The 20,736-nt window shown below is 73.3% G+C and carries 17 protein-coding genes; 7 read left to right on the forward strand and 10 right to left on the reverse strand.

The window, feature by feature from the left end:
• Window position 1: 1 nt before the first annotated feature.
• The 4 genes from VT52_RS13635 to VT52_RS13650 are packed head-to-tail and all read right to left on the reverse strand — an operon-like array spanning window position 2 to window position 4,588.
• On the reverse strand, window positions 2-1,198 hold the full coding sequence (locus VT52_RS13635) for a cytochrome P450 (RefSeq protein WP_046418986.1): 1,197 nt from the start codon (window positions 1,196-1,198) through the stop codon (window positions 2-4).
• On the reverse strand, window positions 1,195-1,935 hold the full coding sequence (locus VT52_RS13640; RefSeq protein ID WP_053055448.1) for a thioesterase II family protein: 741 nt from the start codon (window positions 1,933-1,935) through the stop codon (window positions 1,195-1,197). The genes VT52_RS13635 and VT52_RS13640 overlap by 4 nt, the downstream gene beginning before the upstream one ends.
• On the reverse strand, window positions 1,932-3,719 hold the full coding sequence (locus VT52_RS13645) for a non-ribosomal peptide synthetase (protein ID WP_053055447.1): 1,788 nt from the start codon (window positions 3,717-3,719) through the stop codon (window positions 1,932-1,934). The genes VT52_RS13640 and VT52_RS13645 overlap by 4 nt, the downstream gene beginning before the upstream one ends.
• Window positions 3,716-4,588 carry an AfsR/SARP family transcriptional regulator gene (locus VT52_RS13650; RefSeq protein ID WP_167377700.1) on the reverse strand — a complete coding sequence of 291 codons (873 nt, stop codon included), beginning with the start codon at window positions 4,586-4,588 and terminating at the stop codon, window positions 3,716-3,718. The genes VT52_RS13645 and VT52_RS13650 overlap by 4 nt, the downstream gene beginning before the upstream one ends.
• Window positions 4,589-4,806: 218 nt before the next feature.
• Between VT52_RS13650 and VT52_RS13655 the strand changes: the two genes are divergently transcribed.
• Window positions 4,807-5,841, forward strand: a complete 1,035-nt coding sequence (locus tag VT52_RS13655; protein ID WP_046418984.1) for a threonine aldolase family protein — start codon at window positions 4,807-4,809, stop codon at window positions 5,839-5,841.
• On the opposite strand, the gene VT52_RS13660 is transcribed toward VT52_RS13655, so the two are convergent.
• On the reverse strand, window positions 5,768-6,532 hold the full coding sequence (locus tag VT52_RS13660) for a response regulator transcription factor (RefSeq protein WP_046418983.1): 765 nt from the start codon (window positions 6,530-6,532) through the stop codon (window positions 5,768-5,770). The two genes, VT52_RS13655 and VT52_RS13660, sit on opposite strands and share 74 nt — an antisense overlap.
• 458 nt (window positions 6,533-6,990) lie before the next feature.
• Between VT52_RS13660 and VT52_RS13665 the strand changes: the two genes are divergently transcribed.
• Both VT52_RS13665 and VT52_RS13670 read left to right on the forward strand, forming a co-directional pair.
• Window positions 6,991-7,884 (forward strand): glycosyltransferase family 2 protein, encoded by an 894-nt coding sequence (locus tag VT52_RS13665; protein ID WP_046419048.1) that lies wholly within the window; start codon window positions 6,991-6,993, stop codon window positions 7,882-7,884.
• A 446-nt stretch (window positions 7,885-8,330) separates the two neighbouring features.
• Entirely contained in the window at window positions 8,331-11,567 is a 3,237-nt protein-coding gene (locus VT52_RS13670; protein WP_046418981.1) for an AfsR/SARP family transcriptional regulator, read from the forward strand.
• A gap of 39 nt (window positions 11,568-11,606) precedes the next feature.
• Here VT52_RS13670 and VT52_RS13675 read toward each other — a convergent pair whose 3' ends face one another.
• The gene (locus VT52_RS13675) at window positions 11,607-13,313 is read right to left on the reverse strand and encodes a bifunctional 3'-5' exonuclease/DNA polymerase (protein WP_046418979.1); all 1,707 of its coding nucleotides are present in this window, start codon (window positions 13,311-13,313) and stop codon (window positions 11,607-11,609) included.
• A gap of 48 nt (window positions 13,314-13,361) precedes the next feature.
• Window positions 13,362-14,105 (reverse strand): Clp protease N-terminal domain-containing protein, encoded by a 744-nt coding sequence (locus VT52_RS13680; protein ID WP_046418976.1) that lies wholly within the window; start codon window positions 14,103-14,105, stop codon window positions 13,362-13,364.
• Between the two features lie 136 nt (window positions 14,106-14,241).
• Between VT52_RS13680 and VT52_RS13685 the strand changes: the two genes are divergently transcribed.
• A complete protein-coding gene (locus tag VT52_RS13685; protein ID WP_206306507.1) occupies window positions 14,242-15,351 on the forward strand; it encodes a DUF2786 domain-containing protein in 1,110 nt (369 codons plus the stop codon).
• A 25-nt stretch (window positions 15,352-15,376) separates the two neighbouring features.
• Here VT52_RS13685 and VT52_RS13690 read toward each other — a convergent pair whose 3' ends face one another.
• Together VT52_RS13690 and VT52_RS13695 are read right to left on the reverse strand one after the other, a co-directional pair.
• The gene (locus tag VT52_RS13690; protein WP_046418972.1) at window positions 15,377-15,895 is read right to left on the reverse strand and encodes a DUF4232 domain-containing protein; all 519 of its coding nucleotides are present in this window, start codon (window positions 15,893-15,895) and stop codon (window positions 15,377-15,379) included.
• Between the two features lie 145 nt (window positions 15,896-16,040).
• Window positions 16,041-16,553 carry a hypothetical protein gene (locus VT52_RS13695; protein ID WP_206306508.1) on the reverse strand — a complete coding sequence of 171 codons (513 nt, stop codon included), beginning with the start codon at window positions 16,551-16,553 and terminating at the stop codon, window positions 16,041-16,043.
• A 446-nt stretch (window positions 16,554-16,999) separates the two neighbouring features.
• Here VT52_RS13695 and VT52_RS13700 point away from each other — a divergent pair, with 446 nt between their 5' ends.
• Window positions 17,000-17,269 carry a DUF397 domain-containing protein gene (locus VT52_RS13700; RefSeq protein ID WP_046418970.1) on the forward strand — a complete coding sequence of 90 codons (270 nt, stop codon included), beginning with the start codon at window positions 17,000-17,002 and terminating at the stop codon, window positions 17,267-17,269.
• A 150-nt stretch (window positions 17,270-17,419) separates the two neighbouring features.
• On the opposite strand, the gene VT52_RS13705 is transcribed toward VT52_RS13700, so the two are convergent.
• Window positions 17,420-17,917: an ATP-binding protein gene (locus VT52_RS13705; RefSeq protein WP_240509749.1), complete on the reverse strand. Its 498-nt coding sequence runs from the start codon at window positions 17,915-17,917 to the stop codon at window positions 17,420-17,422.
• Window positions 17,918-18,261: 344 nt separating this feature from the next.
• Here VT52_RS13705 and VT52_RS13710 point away from each other — a divergent pair, with 344 nt between their 5' ends.
• Together VT52_RS13710 and VT52_RS13715 are read left to right on the forward strand one after the other, a co-directional pair.
• Window positions 18,262-19,086 carry a helix-turn-helix domain-containing protein gene (locus VT52_RS13710; protein WP_046419045.1) on the forward strand — a complete coding sequence of 275 codons (825 nt, stop codon included), beginning with the start codon at window positions 18,262-18,264 and terminating at the stop codon, window positions 19,084-19,086.
• 75 nt (window positions 19,087-19,161) lie between these two features.
• Window positions 19,162-20,622 (forward strand): aldehyde dehydrogenase family protein, encoded by a 1,461-nt coding sequence (locus tag VT52_RS13715; RefSeq protein ID WP_046418965.1) that lies wholly within the window; start codon window positions 19,162-19,164, stop codon window positions 20,620-20,622.
• Window positions 20,623-20,736 lie beyond the last annotated feature (114 nt).

The following is a 20,736-nucleotide window of genomic DNA, read 5'->3' on the forward strand; positions in this document are numbered from 1 at the left end:
GTTACGCACGCCCGTGCAGCCGCAGCGGCAGCGCGCTGACCCCCCAGGTGAAGTTGGACGGCGTGAACGACGGCGCCCCGAGCAGCTCCACCCGTCCGACACTTCCGGCCAACCTGCGCAGCAGGGCGTCGAGTTCGCAGCGCGCCATCCGCGCTCCCAGGCACAGGTGCCTGCCGTGGCCGAACGCCAGGTGCCGGTTGGGACTGCGGTCCACGAGGAACCGGTCGGGCTCCTCGAAGACCTCCTCGTCCCGGTTGGCGGAGGCGTTCCAGAGCGTGACCCGCTCCCCGGGCCGCAGCCGCTGCCCGGCGATCTCGGCCGGACGCAGCACGGTGCGCATCGCGTGCACCCCCGGCGAGGCCCAGCGCAGCGCCTCCTCCACGGCACCGGGCACCCCGGCGGCGCCGAGCGCGCGCAGCCGCTCCCACTGCTCGGGGAACCGCGCGAAGGCGAGCAGCGCCCCGGCGGCGACGTAACGGGTGGTCTCGTTGGCGCCGGAGAGCACCCCGTTGCAGTTGAAGATGATCTCCTCGTCGGTCAGCGGGCGGCCGCCGTCGCCGTCCACCCGGCCGTGCGCCGCGACCCAGCTCACGAAGTCGTCGCCCGGGTGCGCCCGGCGCGTCGCGAGCAGATCGGCGAAGTACAGGAAGATCTCCCCGTTGGCGTACGTACCCGACGTGTCGTCGAACGCCTCGGTGGTGACCGCGCCCACCCAGTCCCAGTCCGCCCGGGGCAGATCCATCAGGGCGCACACCACATGGTTCGGCAGCCGCTTGGCCACCTCGATGAAGTCCAGCGGCCGGTCGAGGACGTCGTCGGTCACCAGCTCGTCCACCACCCGCCGTACCAGCCGTTCGACGCGGGGCATCCGGGCGGGCCCGAACCACTCCATCAGCGTCCGTTTGACGGCGGTGTGCTGCGGCGGGTCGGAGACGATCAGCATACGCTGGGAGACCGCCGCCACGGCGGCCACGTCGCTCCCGACGCGCATGCCGAAACGCGAGCCGAAACGGGTGGAGTCCGCGTACACGGCGGTGATGTCACGGTGCTTGGTCAGGACCCAGAACGGGGCACCGCCGCCCTGGTGCCGGTACACCGGCGCGTGGGCGCGCAGCCAGGCCAGGGTGTCCCAGAAGTCGTCGCGCGCGAAGGGGCCGGGATCGAGCAGATCGATCACCGGCGGTGCCTCGGGGTTCACCTCGGTTCCTCCTCGGCGAGGTCGGACAGGATCCCGGACAGCCGCCCGAGCAGCGCGCGCGGGTCCTCGCGGCTGACCCGGTGCCCACCGGCGAAGTCGTGGCGGTGCAGCGGCCCGGTGGTGACCTCGCGCCAGTCGTCCAGCTGCGCGGGGGTGACCGTCGGGTCGCCGAGGGCGCCCCACGCGTACACCGGGCAGCGCAGCGGCTCCGCGTTCGGCGGGGTGCGGAAGGTCTCCGAGAGCGCCGCGTCGCGCCGCAGCACCTCGGCGGCGATCTCCCGCAGCTCGGCGGCGAGTTCCGGCGGCAGGGCCGGGTTGCCGACGCTCGCCGAGGCCAGCCGTTCCACGTCGTCCTCGTCCAGCCCGCCGTGGCGCCGCCAGTGGACCGGTGCCCGGCAGACGCACACCACCAGTGCGGCCGGGCCGACGGCGCGCGCCACCTCGTAGGCGAGCAGTCCGCCGAAGCTGTCCCCGAAGACGACCAGCGGCCGGCCGAGGAACCCGGCGGCCGACAGCTCCGCGACCACGGCGGCGACCACTTCCGCGATGCCGTCCGGAGCCGGCTCGCCCCACCGGTCCTCCCGGCCCGGCAGCTGTACCGCGCACACGGTGACCCGGGAGCCGAGCCGCAGTTGCCAGTTCTGGAACTGGAGGGCGCCGGAGCCCGCCTGCGGCAGGCAGAGCAGGACGGGGCGGGCCGCCGGCACGTCCTTCGTCCAGGTGCGCAGGTACGTCATGACACCGCCGTCGATTCGTCGAGCCGGGCGCGGAGGAGCGCCGCGCAGCCGCGGATGGTGGGATTGCCCAGCAGTTCGCGCATCGAGAGGGACACCCCGGTCTCCCGGCGCAGCGCGGTGATCACCCCGGCGGCCAGCAGGGAGTGCCCGCCCGAGGCGAAGAAGTCGGCGTCCGCGTCGGTCACCGGGTGTTCGAGGACCGCGTTCCAGACCTTGGTCACGGCGCCGATCAGGGGGTCTGCGGGCGGCGGGTGCGGTCCGGTGCCGTCGCCGGCCGCGGTTGCCGGCCGCCCGGTGGCGAGCGCGTGCGCCGTGGCGAGCGCGGCCCGGTCCGTCTTGCCGTTCGGGGTCAGCGGCAGCCGCTCCACGCGCCGGACGCCGCTCGGCACCTGGTGCGCGGGGAGCGCCGCGGCGAGCCGCTCCCGCAGCTCGTCGTCCCCCGGGTAGCCCTCGGCGGCCACCACGGCGAGGCCGATGGTCCGGCCCCCCGGCAGCAGGTAGGCGACGGCCCGCGCCACCCCGGGCCCGGTGGCCCGGCGCTCGATCTCGGCGAGCTCCACACGGAACCCGCGCACCTTGACCTGTTCGTCGCCCCGGCCGCAGAACTCCAGCAGTCCGTCGGCCCGGCGCCGTACGAGGTCCCCGGTGCCGTAGACGCGGCCGCGCTCGGGGTCGGACACGAAGTACCGCGCCGTCAGCTCGGGTTCGTTCCGGTAGCCGAGGGCGACCCCGGGCCCGCCGATGTACAGCTCGCCCCGGGTGCCGTCGGGCACCGGCCGGCCCTCGGGGTCGAGCACATGGACGGCGTAGCCGGGGATCGCGGTGCCGATCGTGGCCAGGTCGTCGCCGCGGGCGCTGTCCGCCCAGGTGGCGGCGATGGTGGCCTCGGTCGGGCCGTAGACGTTGAGCATCCGGCGCCCGGTCCGGTGCCGCCCCGCCAGGTCCGGCGGGCAGGGCTCGCCCGCGACCACGATCGCCTCCGCGCCGTCCACGCCCGCCTCGCAGGCGGCCAGCAGGGACGGGGTCAGGCAGACCACCCGGGGGGCGAGGGCGGCGATCGCGGCGGCGGGCGAGCCGGCCGTCGAACGCGCGAGGTCCACGATGCCGAGCGCGTTGCCGAACACCAGGTACAGCAGGGTGCACCACAGCCAGCCGTCGAACGCGGGCGACACCGCGTTGACGCCGTTGCCGCCGCGTGGCATCCCGAGGGTCTCGATCGCGTCGAGGAACGCCTCCAGGTTCGCGAAGGAGACCTCGACCCCCTTCGGCCGGCCGCTGCTGCCGGAGGTGTGGATCACATAGGCGACGTCGTCGGGGCGGCAGGGCCCGGCCGGCCCGGTGAAGGCGTCCGCCTCGGCGGGTTTCTCGAACAGTTCCGAGACGGTGAGCACGGGCACCCCGTTGCCGAGCACCTCGGGAGTCAGCTCGGCCGCGACGATCCACTCGGCACCGGAGTTGACGACGACCTCGCTCAGGTGCGCCGCCGGATGCCGCTCGTCGAGGAGGACCGCGCTCGCGCCGAGCGACCAGACGGACAGGAGCGCGGTGACCGCGTGCCGGTCCCGGCCGGTGGCGAGCGCCACCGCGGTGCCGCGCCCGATGCCGTGTGCCTCCAGCACTCGCGTCATCGTGTCCACGCAGGCGGCGAGTTCGGCCCAGCCGAGGCGGCCGTCGGCCGTCAGCACCGCGGGCTCGCCGGGACGTTCGGCGGCGTGCCGGGCCAGATGGCCGAGCAGCCGGGAGACGACGGGCGGCATCGTCGCGGGCGAAGGGGTCGCGGTCATGCCCGAGCCCTCCCTTCCACCGGCCGGACGGCGCAGGGCCCGGGTACGAACGTGCGGCCGTGTCCGGTCAGGACCCGCTGGAGGGCCTGCCGGGTGTCGGTGGAGGGTTCGACTCCGATGCGGCGCAGCAGCCGCCGCTCGCAGAGCTGGTACCAGCGCAGTGCCTGCTCCTCCTGGCCGAGCAGGCCCGCGACTTCGATCAGGGCCTGGTAGGTGGGCTCGTGCAGGGCGTCGATCTGGAGGGTGCGCTGGCCGAGTGCGACGACCGTGTCCGTGTCGCCGCGCTGCATCGCGCTCGTGCGCAGGACGTCGAGGGCGCCCAGGGCGAGCGAGCGGTAGTACTCCCGCGCCTCGGCGATCCAGTCCTCGTCCTGACCGGCGAGGAAGTCACCGTGGTAGAGGGCGATCGCCCGGGTCAGGCTCTCCGCGGCCTGCTCGGGGCGGCCGTGGGAGCGGCGCCGCATGCCCTCGTGGACGCGTTCGCGGAACTCCTCGATGTCGCACCAGGCGTCGTCGGCGTCGAGCAGATAGCCGCCGTCGCGGTGCAGCAGCCGGATGGGCGCCCCGGTGCCGGCCGGCTGCTTGCTGGCGCCGAGCGTGCTGCGTGCCCCGCAGCACGCGACCTTCAGGGAACTGGAGGAGGCGCGCCACTCGGCCTCCGGCCACAGCGCGTCCCGCAACTGGTCGCGGGTCATCACCCGGTTGCGGTGCAGCATCAGGTACTGGAACAGACTGCGTGACTTACCGGCCCGCCACCGCTCGACCGGCACCCCGCCCACCGAGGTGGCGAACCGGCCGAAGAAGCACACCGACAGGTATGCGGGCGGGGTGGTGTCCGGCACGTTCGCACGTATGGGCGTAACGCTCATCCCTCTCACTCCCTTTCGAGGGCGCCCCGGCAGGCCGCCACAGGCGCCATCGAGCCTAGGAGCGGCCCGCCGCGGGGAGGGGGTCGTAGCGACGGAGATACGACCCTTGCGGGCCGGGTGGTGCGCCTGGTCGCAGCGGAATGGGCCGGGAGGGAGGAGCGCCGCGGGCCGCCGGGGAGGATGTCCCGGCTCCCCTCGCTGCCGGAGCATCTGACACCATGAACGGACTGCCGGGTTCCCCGCGTCTGGACTTCGCGAGCGACAACCACGCGGAGGCCCATCCCGCCGTGCTGGCCGCGCTCGCGGCGGCCGCCCCCGGTCCCGCCCCCGCCTACGGCGGTGACCGCTGGACGGCCGCGGCCGAGGCGGGCCTGCGCGACCTGGCCGGGCCGGCGGCGGTGCCGCTGCTGGTCTTCAACGGCACGGCCGCCAACGTGCTCGGGCTGTCGGTCCTGCTCGGCCCGGGGGACGCGATCATCTGCGCCGAGCAGTCCCACTTCGCCGTGGACGAGTGCGGCGCCGTCGAGGCGATGCTCGGCCGGAAGCTGCTGACGGCCCCGGCACCGGACGGCAAGCTCACCCCGGCCGCCGTCGAGGCCGTGCTGGAGCGGTGCGCGGACGTGCGGACACCGCGTCCCTCCACGGTGGCGCTGACGCAGGCCACCGAGCTGGGCACCTGCTACACCCTGCGGGAGCTGGCCGACCTGCGGGAACTGTGCGACCGCAGGGGACTTCGGGTCTACCTGGACGGGGCGCGGCTCGCCAACGCGGTGGCCCGGCTGGGCTGCACGGTTGCCGACATCGCCCGTTTCGCGGACGCGCTGAGCCTCGGCTTCACCAAGAACGGGGCGCTCGGCGCCGACGCGCTGCTCCTGATGGCCCCCGGCATCGCCGTGCGGGCGCCCTATCTGCGCAGGCAGCAGGGGCAGTTGGCGTCCAAGATGCGCTTCCTCGCGGCCCAGGTCGGCGCGTTGCTCGACGGGGGCCTGTGGCTGGACAACGCGCGGCACGCGAACACCATGGCCGACCGGCTCGCCGCGCAGCTGGCGCCACTGCCGGGGCTGCGGCTGGCCCAGCGGGTCGAGTCCAACGCGGTCTTCGTCGAACTACCCCGCGCCGCGACGGACTTCCTGCGTCCGCGCTGGGCCTTTCACCTGCTGCCGACGGGACCGGCCCGGCTCATGACGTCTCACGCCACCGCTCGGGCGGACGTGGACGGCCTTGCCGAGGAGGTGCGCAGGAGCCTGAGATGACGAATCGCTCACCCGGGCGGCGCGCGGGCAGCAGCCCGGCCGCCTCCGCCCGCCGTGTCGCGTCGGAGCGGGAGACCGCGCCCAGCTTGCGGTAGATGTTGGTGAGGTGGCGCTTGACCGTGCTCACACTGATGAACAGCCGCTGGGCGAGTTCGGCGTTGCTCGCGCCCTCGGCGAGGAGGGCGAGCACCTCCAGCTCGCGCTTGGAGATCAGCCCGGACGGCTTGGGCTCGGCCCAGTCGTCCAGGAAGAGGGCCTTCTGCGGGAGGTGGATGACGAGCTGGTCGGAGTTCAGCGTCACGCAGTGGATCGCCGTTCTGAGCGCCGGGTAGTCCACCGACTTGTGCAGGTAGCCGGAGGCCCCGACGGCTATCAGCTCGCGGATGTGCGCGCCGTCGTCATGCATGCTCAGGATGATGACCTTGGTGTCCGGGCTCTCCTTGAGCACGTCGGTCAGCACTTCGTACGGGTCGCAGCCGGGCAGTTCGATGTCCAGGATCAGGACGTCGGGGGCCATCGACCGGCACAGGGTGACCGCCTCGGCGCCGGTCGCGCCCTCGGCCTCGACCGCGAAGGCCGGTACCGAGGTGAGCAGGGAGACCAGGCCGGTGCGGAACAGGTGGTGGCCGTCCACCACGACGATCCGTATCTGTGCGCCGTGCGGCGGGGCATGAGTGGTTCGGGTTGCCATGTTGCCTACCCCCCCGCCCCGGCGGCGAGCCGAAGCGTCGTCGTGCCTCCCCCGTGAGGCGCAGCGCCTGCCCGAAGCCGCGCCTAGCACATGAAGGTAACCCCTTGCTACGAAGGCTACAAGTCATAAGGCACACAAGGGATTTGAGCGCAGCAAACCGGATCCGTGACCCGGTTCGCGGGAGCGCGGCCGCGCACGAACCCCACCAGGTGGAAGGGGCGCCATGTGACAGAACGGCACCCGGTTCGGGGGGAATCCGGTCCGTGCCGGCCGTCCGGACCGGTGGGCTTCCGGGCCTGCCCGAACCGGGAACTCCCCGCGGCCGGCGAAATATAGCAAAAATGGCGTAAAGGGATGACGGGGAGAGCGAACCGGCGCAGGTGCGGCAACATCTTGGTGAACGACGGGCGGCGCGCGGCCGGAACGCGCCGCCGCTGCCTGCCGGATGGGGTGTGGACGTGGTGGAGCCGAGGATCGCCGTCGCCGTGGTGACCATGGGCAACCGGCCCGCCGAGGTGGACGCCCTGCTGGAGTCCGTGGCCAAGCAGGACCTGGCCCCCGCCCGGACCGTGATCGTCGGCAACGGCTGCCGGCTCCCCGAGTTCGCCCGCCGTCTCTCCCTGCCCGGCGAGGTCACCACCATCGACGTGCCGGAGAACCTGGGCTGCCCGGGTGGCCGCAACGTCGCCCTCGCCCGGCTGCGCGAGTTCGGGGACGTCGACGTCGTCGTGGAACTGGACGACGACGGGCTGCTCGTCGACGCCGACGTGCTGCGCCGGGTGCGGGACCTCTACGCCGCCGACCCGCGCCTCGGCGTCGTCGGCTTCCGCATCGCCGACGAGCACGGCGAGACCCAGCAGCGCCACGTGCCCAGGATCGGCGGCTCCGGCCCCCTGCGCGGCGGCTACGTCACCGGATTCCTCGGCGGCGGCCACGCCCTGAGCACGGCCATGCTGGCCGAGACCGGGGACTGGCCGGCCGAGTTCTTCTTCGCGCACGAGGAGACCGATCTCGCCTGGCGCGCCGCCGACGCCGGCTGGAAGATCCGCTACTGCCCGGAACTGCTGCTCCAGCACCCCAAGACCTCCCCGGCCCGGCACGCCATCTACTACCGCGTCAACGCCCGCAACCGCGTCTGGCTCGTACGGCGCCGGCTGCCGCTGCCGCTCGTCCCGGTCCACCTCGGGGTGTGGACGCTGCTCACCCTCGCCCGCGCCCGTTCCGCGGCCGGGCTCAGGGCGTGGTTCGGCGGATTCCTGGAGGGGGTGCGGGAGCCGGCCGGGGAGCGCCGACCGATGCGCTGGCGGACGGTGTGGCGCCTGACCAGGCTGGGCCGCCCGCCCGTGATCTGAGGCACAGGGGGAGGCGGGACGGGGTCCCGGTCGTTCACCTCCGCCGACCGGGACCACCCACGTCCCCGGATCCGACCTGCGGCGACACTCCCCCGAGTTACGCGACTGACGCGCGCGCCGTCGGGCCGGTTCCGATGGAATGATCACATCAACTCTCACCAACGGATCGCTAACATGTGGCCAATGGTGCGTCGGTGCGAGGCAGGCCAGATGGCCGGAACTCGCCCGGTGAAAGCGGCGGCAGGCCGGTGAGCGGACCGGCGGGCGGACGTCCGGGTGGCTGTTCACCAAGGCCGGCCGCCCCGTGGACGGCGACAGGGGACCGGCCGCGAGAGGTGGCGTGAAATCGTCGCCTGCGGGACGGATTCCCGCCAGGAGTACGGCGGGCGCGCGCCCGTCGCGGAGCACGGCCGGCCCCGGCCGGCGCGGGAAGGCAGTGGAGCGGCGTGAAAGGGCGGCGCGAGCTGCGGTTCGGACTGCTGGGTCCGCTGGTCCTCTACGACCGGCCGTCGTGCGGCACGTCGTACGACACCTCCGGTCACCCGGCCCCCGACAGCGCCGTCCGTGCCATCGGCAGCCCCAAGATGCGCGCCCTGCTCGCCGCACTGCTGCTGGAGGCCGGCCGGGTCGTGTCGGTGGAGTCGCTGAAGGACGCGCTGTGGGGCGGGGCGCCGCCGGCCTCCGCGCAGGCGTCCCTGCACAACCATGTCACCCGGCTGCGCCGGCTCCTGGACGATCCGGAACGGCTCAGGTCGGTGCCGCCGGGCTATCTGCTGCGCGTCGACCGGGGCGAGCTGGACGTGGACGTGTTCGACGCGCTGGTCGCCGACGCCCGCGCCGCGCACGCCCGGCAGGACTGGCCGGGCGTCGTACGGTCCTGCACGAGCGCGCTCGCGCTGTGGCGCGGCACCCCGCTCAGCGGGCTGCCCGACCTCGGCGGCCACACGCTGGTGCGCCGCCTGGAGGAGGCGCGGCTGATCCTGCTGAAGTGGCGGTACGACGCCGAACTCGCCCTCGGCGGAACCCGGCTGACGGCACTCGTCCCCGAGCTGTCGGCCCTCGTCGCCGAGTATCCGTTCCGCGAGTCGTACCACCGCCAGCTGATGCTCGCCCTGCACCGCACCGGCCGCCAGGCCGAGGCCCTCGCAGTCCACCGCGATCTGCGCGCCCGCCTGATCGAGGAACTCGGCATCGAACCCGGCCCCGCCGTCCGCGAGGCCCATGTCGAGGTGCTGCGGGGGAGCGGCGGGAGCGACACGCGGCCCCCGGCGGACGAGGAGGAGCACGGGAGCGGGGAGGACGGTGAGTCCGGCCGGCCGGCCGAGGCCGGCCGCCCGGCGGCGGAACGGGACCGGACGGGGCGTCCGCAGGCGCGGGGGGAGGAGCCCGAGCCGGTCGCTTCCGGGGTCTCGCGTGCGGACGGGCGCGCTGGTGCGCGTGCCGGCGAGCGCGAGGACGAGCACGGCGCACCCGCTCCGCATTCCCCGCCGCCCGCCCAGCTGCCGCCTCCGCCGGCCCGTTTCACCGGTCGCGCCGCCGCCCGCCGCGCCCTGCGGCACGCGCTGACCGAACCGCCCGCGCCGGGTCCGGCCGTCGCGGTGGTCTCCGGCATGGCGGGCGTCGGCAAGAGCGCCCTCGCCCTGCATGCGGCCCATGAGCTGCGGGAACGTTTCCCCGACGGCCAGCTCTACGTCAACCTGCACGGCGCCACCCCCGGCATGCCCCCGCTCGCCCCCGCGCAGGCGCTCGCCACCCTGCTGCGCGACCTCGGCACGGAGCCCCGCGACGTACCCGAACACCCGGACGCCGCGGCCGCGTTGCTCCGCTCCCTGCTCGCTCCCGCCCGCATCCTGCTGGTCCTGGACGACGCGGCCGACGCCGCCCAGGTGCGGCCCCTGCTCCCGGCCGGCCCCGGCTGCGCGGTGATCGTCACCAGCCGCTCCCCGTTGACCACCCTCGACGGCGCCCGGCGCTTCCCGCTCGCCCCGCTGACCGGCGAGGACAGCGCGGCGCTGCTCCGCGCGCTCAGCGGCCGCCCGGGACTGGAAGCCGGCCACGCCCTGGTCGAGCTGACCGGCGGACTGCCGCTGGCCCTGCGCGTGGTCGCGGCCCGGCTCGTGGCCCGGCGCGCGCTCACCCCCGACGTGCTCGCCGGCCAACTGGCCGCCACCGGAGGCCGGCTGCGGCAGCTGGAGTACGACGACCTCAGCGTCCGGCGCTCCCTCGCCGTCGCCCATGACGCCCTCGCCGCCGCCGACCGCGAGCCCGACCGGGACGCGGCCCTCGTGCTGCGCGGCATCGGCGCGCTCGACCTGCCGGCCTACGGCGCCCCGCTCCTCGCCCGCCTCACCGGCATCGACGCGCGCCGCGCCGAGGCCGCCCTGGACCGCCTGGTCGACGTGGCCCTCCTGGAGGAGACGGCCTACGGCCGCTACACCCCGCACGACCTGGTCCGCGAGTTCGCCCGCGAGCTCGCCGAGGAGGGGGAGTTCCGTACGGCGGCCGGCCCCTCCCCGGCCGGCCGGGCCCCCGAGCACGCCCGGCACGACACCTCCCCCGACCTCGTCGCCCTGCGCTGGTACGCCGCCGCGGCCGAGCGCGCGCTCGTCGCCATCGTGGAACCCGGCCTCGATCTGGACGACCGGCTGCGGCCGACCCCCGCACAGCCGCCGGAACACGCCGCCGCCGTGGCCGGGCTGCCGTCCTTCGAGTCGGTCGGGCAGGCGTTCGCCTGGGGCGAGACGGAGCTGGAGAACGTGGTCGCGCTGGTGGCGCGCAACGCCGACGCCGACGATCCGCGCAGGCTGGCCCATCTCTCCGTGCTGGCCCGTGTGCTGTTCCCGTACGTGCAGCGCAGCGGCCGGGTCGCGGAGATGGAGGTGCTCGGGCGGGCCGCGCTCGGGGCGGCACGGCGGCTCGGTGACGCGCAGGCGCGGGCGTACGCGCTCGGCGATCTCGCGGGCCTGCACTTCCTGACCGGCCGGCACAACGAGGCCCTCGCCCTGACCGACCGCTGCCTGGAGAGCTGGCGGCGGCTCGGCGTGCCCAGCCGCATCCGGCGCTGCCTGAACAACCGGGGGCTGCTGCTGGAGGGACTCGGCAGGTTCGCGGAGTCCGAGGAGGCGCTGCGGCAGAGCCTGTCCTACGCACGGCTGCTGAACGACCCCGTCGGCGAGGCCATCACCCACAGCCATCTCGGCAACCTCTACGAGCACACCGACCCGCGCGCCGCCATCGAGCAGCACCGGCACTCGCTGGCGATCGGGGAGGCGGCCGGCGCCGTCATCGTGCGCCACGCCGCGCACTGCAACATCGGCTACGCCCATCTCACCCTCGGCGAACCGGCCGAGGCCGCCCGGCACTTCGAGCAGAGCCTCGGCATCCTCGGCGGGCACGGTGACTGGCACGGCGAGTCCCAGACCCGGCTCGGCCTGGTCCGGGCGCTCCGGCAGCTGGGGGAGGGGGAGCGGGCGTACGACGAGTGCGGCGAGCTGCTGCGTCGCGCCGACGCCCGCGATGACCGCTACACGGGCGGCCTGGCCCGCCACCAGTACGGCCTTGTGCTGCGCGCACGGGGCCGCCGCCCGGAGGCCCGCGCCGCCTGGCATACCGCCCTCACCGCCCTGACCGGCACGGACGAACGGGCCGTGGTGACCGAACTGCGAGAACTGCTGGCCGAGTGAACCGGCCTACGGCGGGTGGCCGTTCGCCGCACGCACCCCTCACTTGGCGTCCGCGTAGCACTCCACCACCGCCGTCGTGAACGGAAAGCGCACCGGTGTCTCGCCGAAGGTCAGCCGGCCGGCGAGGGCGGACGCGTCGCGGATGGCGGCCACCACGGTGGCGGCCTCCTCGGCGGGGCAGTGCACGATCACCTCGTCGTGCTGGAAGAAGACCAGTTCGGCCCGCAGCCCGGCGCAGGACCGGCGCAGTGCGGCGAGCAGCAGCAGGGCCCAGTCGGCGGCGCTGCCCTGGACGACGAAGTTGCGCGCGAAGCGGCCCCGCGCGCGGGAGTCGGCGGAGGCGTGGCCGGGGACCCAGGCCGCCCGGCCGTCGGCCGGTGCCTCCTCCTCGTCCTCCCCGGGCCCGATGGGGATGCCCGCCTCCTCCGCCGCGTCCTCGCCGGTGCCGGCGGCCGGCGGGCAGGTGCGGCCCAGCCAGGTGCGCACCAGGCGGCCCTCCTCACCCGCCCGCGCCGCGTCGTCGACGTAGGCGACGGCCTTCGGGAAGCGGCGGCGCAGCGCGGCGAGGTTCTTCAGGCCGTCGCCGGAGGTCTGGCCGTAGACGGCGCCGAGCACGGCAAGCTTGGCCTGCTCGCGGTCGCCGGAGAAGGCCCGGTCGGAGACGGCCTGGTAGAGATCGCTCTCGCGGCCCGCGACCTCCATCAGACCGGGGTCGCGGGAGATCGCGGCCAGCACGCGGGGCTCCATCTGGTCGGCGTCGGCCACCACCAGCCGCCAGCCGGGGTCGGCGACCACGGCCCGCCGGATCACCTTGGGGATCTGGAGAGCGCCCCCGCCATGGGTCACCCAGCGTCCGGTGACCGTGCCGCCGGCCTGGAACTCCGGGCGGAAGCGGCCCTCGCGCACCCAGTCCTGGAGCCAGGACCAGCCGTGGGCCACCCAGATGCGGTACAGCTTCTTGTACGCGAGGAGCGGTGCGACGGCCGGATGGTCGAGGGACTGGATCTCCCAGCGGCGGGTGGACCGCACCTTGATCCCGGCCTGCGCGAAGGCCTTGATCACATCGGCCGGCAGATCGGGCCGGACCCGGCGGCCGAACGCGGCGGACACCTCGTCCGTCAGCTCCGCGAGGCGGCGTGGCTCGCCCCCGCCCGCATACCGCTCCCCGAGCAGGTCGCGCAGCAGTCCGCGGTGGACCTCGGAGCTCCAGGGCATCCCGGCCCGGTTCATCTCGGCGGCCACCAGGGTGCCGGCGGACTCGGCGGCGGTCAGCAGCCGCATCCGGCCCGGGGCGTCCGTCTTCTCGTGCCGCCGCAGCTGGTCGGCGTAGACCGCGAGGAGGTCGGCCAGGGGCAGCGCGGCGCCACTGGACTCGAACAGCGGGGACTGGGCGCCCGGGTCGGCCGCCCGCTGCGGTGGATCCGGGGGCACGGGGCCGCCCCGGAGGCGGGCCAGGGCGGCGGCGGCCGAGCGTGGTTCGCCGTACCGCCCCTCGTGGCCCAGCAGCAGGGTCTCGGCGACCTCGATGTCGTAGCACCGCTCCACTCGCACCCCCGTGGCGAGCAGACGCGGATAGACGTCGGGGGTCGACCGCCACACCCAGCGCGTCACCTCCGGGCGGCTCCGCACCGCCCCGGCGGGATCGCTCTCCCGCCGCACCGGTCCGGCGGGCAGCCCGTCCGGGCCGAGGGGGGCGACGTCCACGCCACCGTCCTCGGCCGGGGCGAGTGCCCACCGGTCGGTCATGAGGGCGAGTGTGGCAGGAGCCACTGACAATCGCCGTGACCCGCGGTCTCAGTCCTCGTCGGGGGTCTGCGCGGGCTTCTCCAGGAGCAGGTCGAGCACACCGACCACGTACTCCTCGGCCGCGGCCTTGGTGATGCCGAGCCCGCTGAGGACGCCCGCGCCGTTCTCGTGCTCCAGCAGGGCCAGCAGGATGTGCTCGGTGCCGATGTAGTTGTGCCCGAGCCGCAGGGCCTCGCGGAAGGTGAGTTCCAGCACCTTCTTGGCCTCGGGGCCGTAGGGGACGAGGCCGGGGACCTGCTCGGCGGCGGGCGGCAGCGCGGCGGTCGCGGCCCGGCGTACGGCGTCCGGCGGGACGTCCTGTGCGGTGATCGCCTTCGCCGCGAGGCCCTCCGGCTCGGACAGCAGGCCGAGGACCAGGTGCTCGGGGCGGCCCTCGGGACTGCGGGCCGCCACCGCCTCGTCGTGCGCGGCCATGACCACGTTCCGCGCACGCGGCGTGTAGCGGTCGAAGCCCTGGCCGGGGTCGAGGCCGGCGGACTCCTTCGGCACGAACCGCTTCTGCGCCGCCTGCCGGGTCACGCCCATGCTCTTGCCGATCTCGGTCCAGGACGCGCCCGAGCGGCGGGCCTGGTCCACGAAGTGCCCGATCAGGTGGTCCGCCACGTCGCCGAGGTGATCGGCCGCGATCACCGCGTCCTGCAGCTGGTCGAGGGGTGCGGGATGCACCTTCTTGATGGCCTCGATGAGGTCGTCGAGGCGCACGGATGCCGGGATGTTCGGGTTGGTCGCCATGTGTCAACCGTAGGTTGCACCCCCCTGGGCGTCAACCTGAAGTTGACGCTCGCCGAAAGGCGGGCGGCGCGGGTTCGTCCACAGGCTGTGGACGGTGTTCGGCGCGCTGTCGGCGGGGCGTGACACGATCGGCGATGTGACCAGTTCCGCCAGCACCGTCGAGCGGGCCTTCCGGGCCGCGCTCTACGACGACACCGACACCGGCCTCGACACGGGCGCCTCCCTGCTCGCCGCCGACCCCGCCGCGGACGGCGAACTCGCCCGGCGCGGCCAGGAGTTCGTGGCCGCCGCCTGGCGGCGCGGCTGGGCACCCGCCGATGTCGTACGACTGGTGCGGCGCGAGCTGGAGCAGCCGCACGTGCTTCTGGCCGCGGCCCTGATCCGCGCGCAGTCCGGCGCGGACCGGCCGCGCGGGCGCCGCTGGGCCGCCCAGCTCGACGAGCTGCCCGAGGGCCCCGCGTCCGGAGCCGACCGTTTCTCCCATGCCACCGCCGTCCTGGAGCTGTACCGCCTGCTGTTGCGGCTGCCTTCCCTCGAACCCCTGGAGGAGGAGAGCCGCCGCGCCCACGATCCCGCCGCGTCCCGGCTCCTCGGCCGCATCCGCGCGCTGCTCGCCAAGGCCGAGGCGACCGGCTACCCGGAGGAGGCCGAGGCGTTGACCACCAAGGCGCAGGAGCTGATGGCCCGGCACAGCGTCGACGAGGCGCTGCTCGCCGCCGCGGCGCCCGCGCCGGACGCGCCCGGCGCCTGCCGGATAGGCGTCGAACCGCCGTACGAACAGGCGAAGGCCGTCCTGCTGGACGCGGTGGCCACCGCCAACCACTGCCGCGCGGTGTGGAACGAACCGCTCTGCTTCTCCACCGTCGTCGGCTTCGAGGGCGACCTGGAGGCGGTCGAACTGCTCTACACCTCGCTGCTGGTGCAGGCCACACACGCCATGACCAAGGCCGAGGCGGGCCAGCGGGCGGCCGGCCGCAAGCGCACCAAGACCTTCCGGCAGTCCTTCCTCGCCGCCTACGCCCACCGGGTCGGCGCCCGGCTCGCGGCCGCCGCCGAGAGCCAGGTCACCCAGGACCTGCTGCCCGTGCTCGCCACGCGCGAGACAGCCGTGACCGGCCGCCTGGAGCGGATGTTCCCGCGGACCACGACCACCCGGCTGCGCGGGGTGAGCGACGAGGCCGGCTGGACGGAGGGCGCGGCCGCCGCGGACCGCGCCCAGGTCAGGGCGCGGCCACGGCTGGGATGAGGCGCGGACCGGACGCCCCGCCGGCTCAGTCGCCGGCCTGCTGGAAGGCGCTGACGGAGGCGTTCGGCTTGGCCGCGGTGCCCTGGCCGGCGATCGGGCCGTACTTCCAGGGGAAGCTCTGCACCGCGTCCCCGCCCGGCAGGGTGATCTTCAGCTCGGTGGCCGCGAGGCTTTTGGCGTCGCCGTCCTTGCCGCGCACATAGCCGATGGTGAAGGACGCGGCGTCGCCCTTGGCGAGCTTCAGGGTCTGGGCCTTCGCGCCCTTCTGGGCGGGCAGCTTCGCGCTCGTGCCGCTCCCGCTCAGGGTGACGCCGGGGAAGTTCTCCAGCGTGCAGGTCTTGCTCTGGTTGGTGATGCTGACCGGCACCTCGCCGGTGTCACCGGCCGCCGGTGCCACGCTCGCGGCGCCGACCTGGAGTGACACCCCGCCGATCCGGCAGGCCGAACTGTTCTTGGCCCCGCTGCCGCCGTTCCCCCCGCCACCGCATGCGGTCAGCAGCAGGGCGGCGGCAACGGCGGTGACGGTGAGCGGAAAGGCGCGCATGAGCAGGTCCCATCGAGATCGTGACGGTGCTCCTGCATCATCGCGCCTCGACGGCCACCGCGTTCCCGCGCCCCTCGTGAATCACCGCTTCAGGTGCTTCCCGTTCCCCTCGTACACGAAGGGCGTGAAGGGGGAGGCGGAGGTGTCACCGCGCCGCGGCGGTCGGCAGGCCGGACGGCAGCTTGCCGCCCTCCGCCTTGGTGTACGTCTCCTGGCCCACCTTGCCCGACCAGGTCACCTTCATGGAGGTGCCGTCGACCGAGTCGACCATCCCGGTGGTGCGGTCCTTGCTGCCCTTGGAGCAGGTCAGATGGATCATCTGCATGCCGGACTCGGTACCCGCGGTGCCGCTGCACACGGTGCCGCCGGTCGCGAACACGCCGGCCTGCTTTCCGTCGATCACCAGGGCCACGATGGTGCCGCCGCTGGTGGCCAGCCAGCTGCCCTGGAGCTTGCCGGAGGCGCCGGTCACCCCGGAGCCGTCGGCGGACGAGGAGGGCGCGGGGTCGGCGCTCGCCGTGCCCGACGGGTTCGTGGAGGAGTGGTCGCCGCCACCGCCACCGCCGCCGCACGCCGTCAGCGCCAGTGCGCCCACCAGTCCCGCGGCCAGGGCCGCGATCCGTACCCGTGTACCGGTCGAAGCAGTCGCCGAAGTCACGTCAGGCTCCCCAAGCTGTAGGCGTCCGCGCCCTCGGCCGGACGGTCCGCAGCAAGCTACCAGCAGCCCTTGCCCGCAACCCGGGCGCGCCGGGACTTCCTCGCCGGGCGTGGAACAGTGAGGGCCCGGAACGCGTCCCTTCCTTGTGCACGGGAAATCCGGTCCCGGAGATCCGGCTTCACCGGCACCATGGACGATCATGGCCGGAAGGCGGACAGGGCATGTACCGCCCGCTTTGGGGCAGGCGCTGAAACGGCTTCGGTGGAAACGGCGGCATACGGCCGCACACCGTCAGGTAAAGCGCGCGTCAAGGCTGTAACTGTGAGAACACTCGCCGTGCACGTGCATCTGCTCGTGCAGTTGCACGTGACGCGGGGGTTATGATCCAGGTCAGTTGACCACCGCATCTATGGCCTCACCAGCCAGTGCACACCGGGGAGCGACCTGTGGACCGCGACGTTGACGGCGTGTTCGGGGGGTACGACGTGTACAACGGCATGGCTGCCACGCAGCTGGACGGAGTGGCCTGGCAGAAGAGCAGGCACAGCAACTCGCAGGGGTCGTGCGTGGAGTTCGCGCGCCTGCCGGGCGGCGAGGTCGCCGTCCGCAATTCCCGCTTCCCGGACGGTCCGGCACTGGTGTACACGCGGGCCGAGATAGAAGCGATGCTGTTGGGCGTCAAGGACGGCGAGTTCGACCACCTGATCGCGAGCTGAGCCCTCCGGGCGACCGGGATTCTCACGGAGCCGGCACCGGGCAGTGCGTGCCCGGCTCCCTCACCGCGGAAGCCGCCATCACGGGGCTTCCGCTCCGGATCCCCGCGCGGGCGTGCGGGGTGGAGCCGGGGCGATGACGCGCGTAGAGGATCAGGCCGGCCGGTCCACGTGGAACATCGCCCAGACGACCTTCCCCTCCAGCGGGCCTGCCAGTGGGTGCCATCCCCAGCTGTCCGCGAAGGAGTCGACCAGGAAGAGCCCCCGCCCCGACTCCGCCGAGAAGTCGTCGGAGTCCTGCGGCACCGGCGACTCGTGACTCGGGTCCCGCACCGCGCAGACCAGCCGCTCGGCCCACCGCATCAAGTGCAGCCGCACCGGGGCGACGTCCTTCCGCGGGCACCCGTGGCCACCCGGCAGCGCATGCCGCAGCGCGTTGGTGACGAGTTCGGAGACGACCAGGCAGACGTCGTCGAAGCGCTCGTCCAGGCCCCATTGTCCAAGGGTGTCCCGGGTGAACCGCCGGGCCTCGCCCACCGCTTCGTACCGGGCCGGCAGAGCACAGGACGCGGCGCTGGACACGGCCGCGGGGTCCAACGGCGGAAGGCCCTGCCGTAACGGCTTGAGCATGGTCGATCCATTCGTCCCCATGCGAGGCACTCCCGGGAATTCGCGGTCGTTGCGATGCAGCGGTGGCGCGGGACCATGGTTTCGGATGGGAAGAGCAGATGCAAGGGCAGATGCACGTGCACGCGACCGAAATGAACAGTCCCGTACCACTTCTTGGCCATTTTTTCTGCCATCTTCATGACGGTTCCCTCCAGTGGTATCTACCTCCCCCCGTCCCCGCCTGCCGGAAGCGGCCCCGATCTCTCCGTTTCCGTAACCGTACGAGTACTGCGCGGAGCGTTTTAGTGGCAGACTTCGGCCCCTGAAGACGGTTGGGGAGGCTGACGAACGTGAGCGCGGGAGAGCCCGGATCGGTGGTGCGGCGGATGCTGCTCGGCTCGCAACTCAGGCGACTGCGTGAGGCTCGGGGGATCACCCGCGAGGCGGCGGGGTATTCCATCCGGGCTTCCGAGTCGAAGATCAGCCGGATGGAGCTGGGCCGGGTGAGCTTCAAGACGAGAGACGTCGAGGACCTGCTGACGCTGTACGGCATCACGGACGACGCGGAGCGGCAGTCGCTGCTGTCCCTCGCCCGCGAGGCCAACGTGGCCGGCTGGTGGCACAGTTACAGCGACGTCCTGCCCAACTGGTTCCCCACCTATGTGGGCCTGGAGGGCGCCGCCGCCGTGATCCGCGCCTACGAGGTGCAGTTCGTGCACGGCCTGCTCCAGACCGCCGAGTACGCCCGCGCGGTGGTCCGGCGCGGCATGAAGGGCGCGAGCGCCGACGACGTGGAGCGGCGGGTCGCGCTGCGCCTGGAGCGCCAGAAGCACCTGTTCTCCGACAGCGCCCCCGAGTTCCACATCATCCTGGACGAGGCCGCCCTGCGCCGCCCCTACGGCGACCGGGACGTGATGCGCGGCCAGCTCCAGCACCTCATCGACGTCTCCGAGCGGCCCAACGTACGGCTCCAGGTCATGCCGTTCGGCTTCGGCGGGCACTCCGGCGAGAGCGGAGCCTTCACCATTCTCAGCTTCCCCGAGTCCGACCTCTCCGACGTCGTCTACCTGGAGCAGCTGACCAGCGCCCTGTACCTCGACAAGCGCGAGGACGTGGCCCAGTACGAGCAGGCCCTGAAGGAGTTGCAGCAGGACAGCCCGGGTACCGACGAGAGCCGGGATCTTCTGCGCGGTCTGCTCCAACTCTCCTGACCCGCAAGTAGGATGACGTGTGATCAGACTCAGACCGTGGCCGGGATCCGGCTCCGCTAGTGATTGAGGGATCACATGTCGTCCTATTTCAGCGACCTGGCCCAGCAGTACATCGACGGCGAGTGGCGACCGGGCAGCGGTTCCTGGGACGTCATCGACTTCAACCCGTACGACGACGAGAAGCTGGCCTCGATCACCGTGGCCACCGTCGACGAGGTCGACCAGGCATACCGGGCCGCCGAGCGCGCCCAGAAGGCATGGGCGGACACCAACCCGTACGCCCGGCGCTCGGTGTTCGAGCGGGTTCTCAGACTGATCGAGGACCGCGAGCAGGACATAGCGGACCTGATCATCGCGGAGCTCGGCGGCACCCGGGTGAAGGCCGGCTTCGAGCTGCACCTCGCCAAGGAGTTCCTGCGCGAGTCCGTGCACCTGGCGCTGCGCCCCGAGGGCAGGATCCTGCCGTCCCCGGGCGAGGGAAAGGAGAACCGCGTCTACCGGGTGCCGGTGGGCGTCGTGGGCGTGATCAGCCCCTTCAACTTCCCCTTCCTGCTGTCGCTGAAGTCCGTGGCCCCGGCGCTCGCGCTCGGCAACGGCGTGGTGCTCAAGCCGCACCAGAACACCCCGATCGCGGGCGGCACCCTGATCGCCAGGCTCTTCGAGGAGGCCGGGCTGCCCGGCGGGCTGCTCAACGTCGTCGTCACCGACATCGCCGAGATCGGCGACGCCTTCATCGAGCACCCCGTCCCGAAGGTCATCTCCTTCACCGGCTCCGACCAGGTGGGCCGGCACGTCGCCACCGTCTGCGCCGCGAACTTCAAGCGCTCGGTGCTCGAACTGGGCGGCAACAGCGCGCTCGTGGTGCTGGACGACGCGGACCTCGACTACGCGGTGGACGCGGCGGTCTTCAGCCGGTTCGTGCACCAGGGCCAGGTCTGCATGGCCGCCAACCGGGTCCTCGTGGACCGCTCGGTCGCGGACGAGTTCACCGAGAGGTTCGTCGCCAAGGTGCGCACCCTCAAGGTGGGCGACCCGCGCGACCCGGAGACCGTCATCGGCCCGGTGATCAACTCCGCGCAGGCGAACGCCGTCTCGGGCGTGGTCGAGCAGGCGCTCGCGGAGGGCGCGACGGCGCTGGTGCACGGCGGTACGACCAACAACATGGTCGAGCCCTCGGTGCTCACCGGTGTCCCCGCCGACTCCCCGCTGCTTCAGCAGGAGGTCTTCGGTCCGGTCGTCTTCCTGGTCCCGTTCGACGGTGAGGAGGAGGCGGTGCGGATGGTCAACGACACTCCGTACGGTCTCAGCGGCGCCGTCCACACCGGGGACATCGAGCGGGGCGTCTCCTTCGCCAAGCGGATCGACACCGGCATGTTCCATGTGAACGACGGCACCGTGCACGACGAGCCGATCGTGCCCTTCGGCGGCGAGAAGCACTCCGGTGTCGGCCGGCTCAACGGCGAGACGACCCTGGAGGCGTTCACCACGGTCAAGTGGATCTCCGTCCAGCACGGGCGCAGCGGCTTCCCGTTCTGATCGCCGCCGGACTTCCCGGTCTTCGCGCGCGGGCCCTCTAGGCCAGGATCCGACCTAGAGGGCCCGTAGCTTTCTCGGTGCCGGGGCGAACGCCACGGCGAACCGAGGAGAGGC

It is taken from the genome of Streptomyces malaysiense (assembly GCF_000980885.2).
GTDB lineage: Bacteria > Actinomycetota > Actinomycetes > Streptomycetales > Streptomycetaceae > Streptomyces > Streptomyces malaysiense.

Bases quoted from the DNA above. Each gene is read 5' to 3' on its own strand.
- VT52_RS13640 (WP_053055448.1), bottom strand. From the start codon at position 1,935: ATGACGTACCTGCGCACCTGGACGAAGGACGTGCCGGCGGCCCGCCCC.
- VT52_RS13645 (WP_053055447.1), bottom strand. From the start codon at position 3,719: ATGACCGCGACCCCTTCGCCCGCGACGATGCCGCCCGTCGTCTCCCGG.
- VT52_RS13650 (WP_167377700.1), bottom strand. From the start codon at position 4,588: ATGAGCGTTACGCCCATACGTGCGAACGTGCCGGACACCACCCCGCCC.
- VT52_RS13655 (WP_046418984.1), top strand. From the start codon at position 4,807: ATGAACGGACTGCCGGGTTCCCCGCGTCTGGACTTCGCGAGCGACAAC.
- VT52_RS13660 (WP_046418983.1), bottom strand. From the start codon at position 6,532: ATGGCAACCCGAACCACTCATGCCCCGCCGCACGGCGCACAGATACGG.
- VT52_RS13675 (WP_046418979.1), bottom strand. From the start codon at position 13,313: ATGACCGACCGGTGGGCACTCGCCCCGGCCGAGGACGGTGGCGTGGAC.
- VT52_RS13680 (WP_046418976.1), bottom strand. From the start codon at position 14,105: ATGGCGACCAACCCGAACATCCCGGCATCCGTGCGCCTCGACGACCTC.
- VT52_RS13690 (WP_046418972.1), bottom strand. From the start codon at position 15,895: ATGCGCGCCTTTCCGCTCACCGTCACCGCCGTTGCCGCCGCCCTGCTG.
- VT52_RS13705 (WP_240509749.1), bottom strand. From the start codon at position 17,917: ATGGGGACGAATGGATCGACCATGCTCAAGCCGTTACGGCAGGGCCTT.
- VT52_RS13710 (WP_046419045.1), top strand. From the start codon at position 18,262: ATGCTGCTCGGCTCGCAACTCAGGCGACTGCGTGAGGCTCGGGGGATC.
- VT52_RS13715 (WP_046418965.1), top strand. From the start codon at position 19,162: ATGTCGTCCTATTTCAGCGACCTGGCCCAGCAGTACATCGACGGCGAG.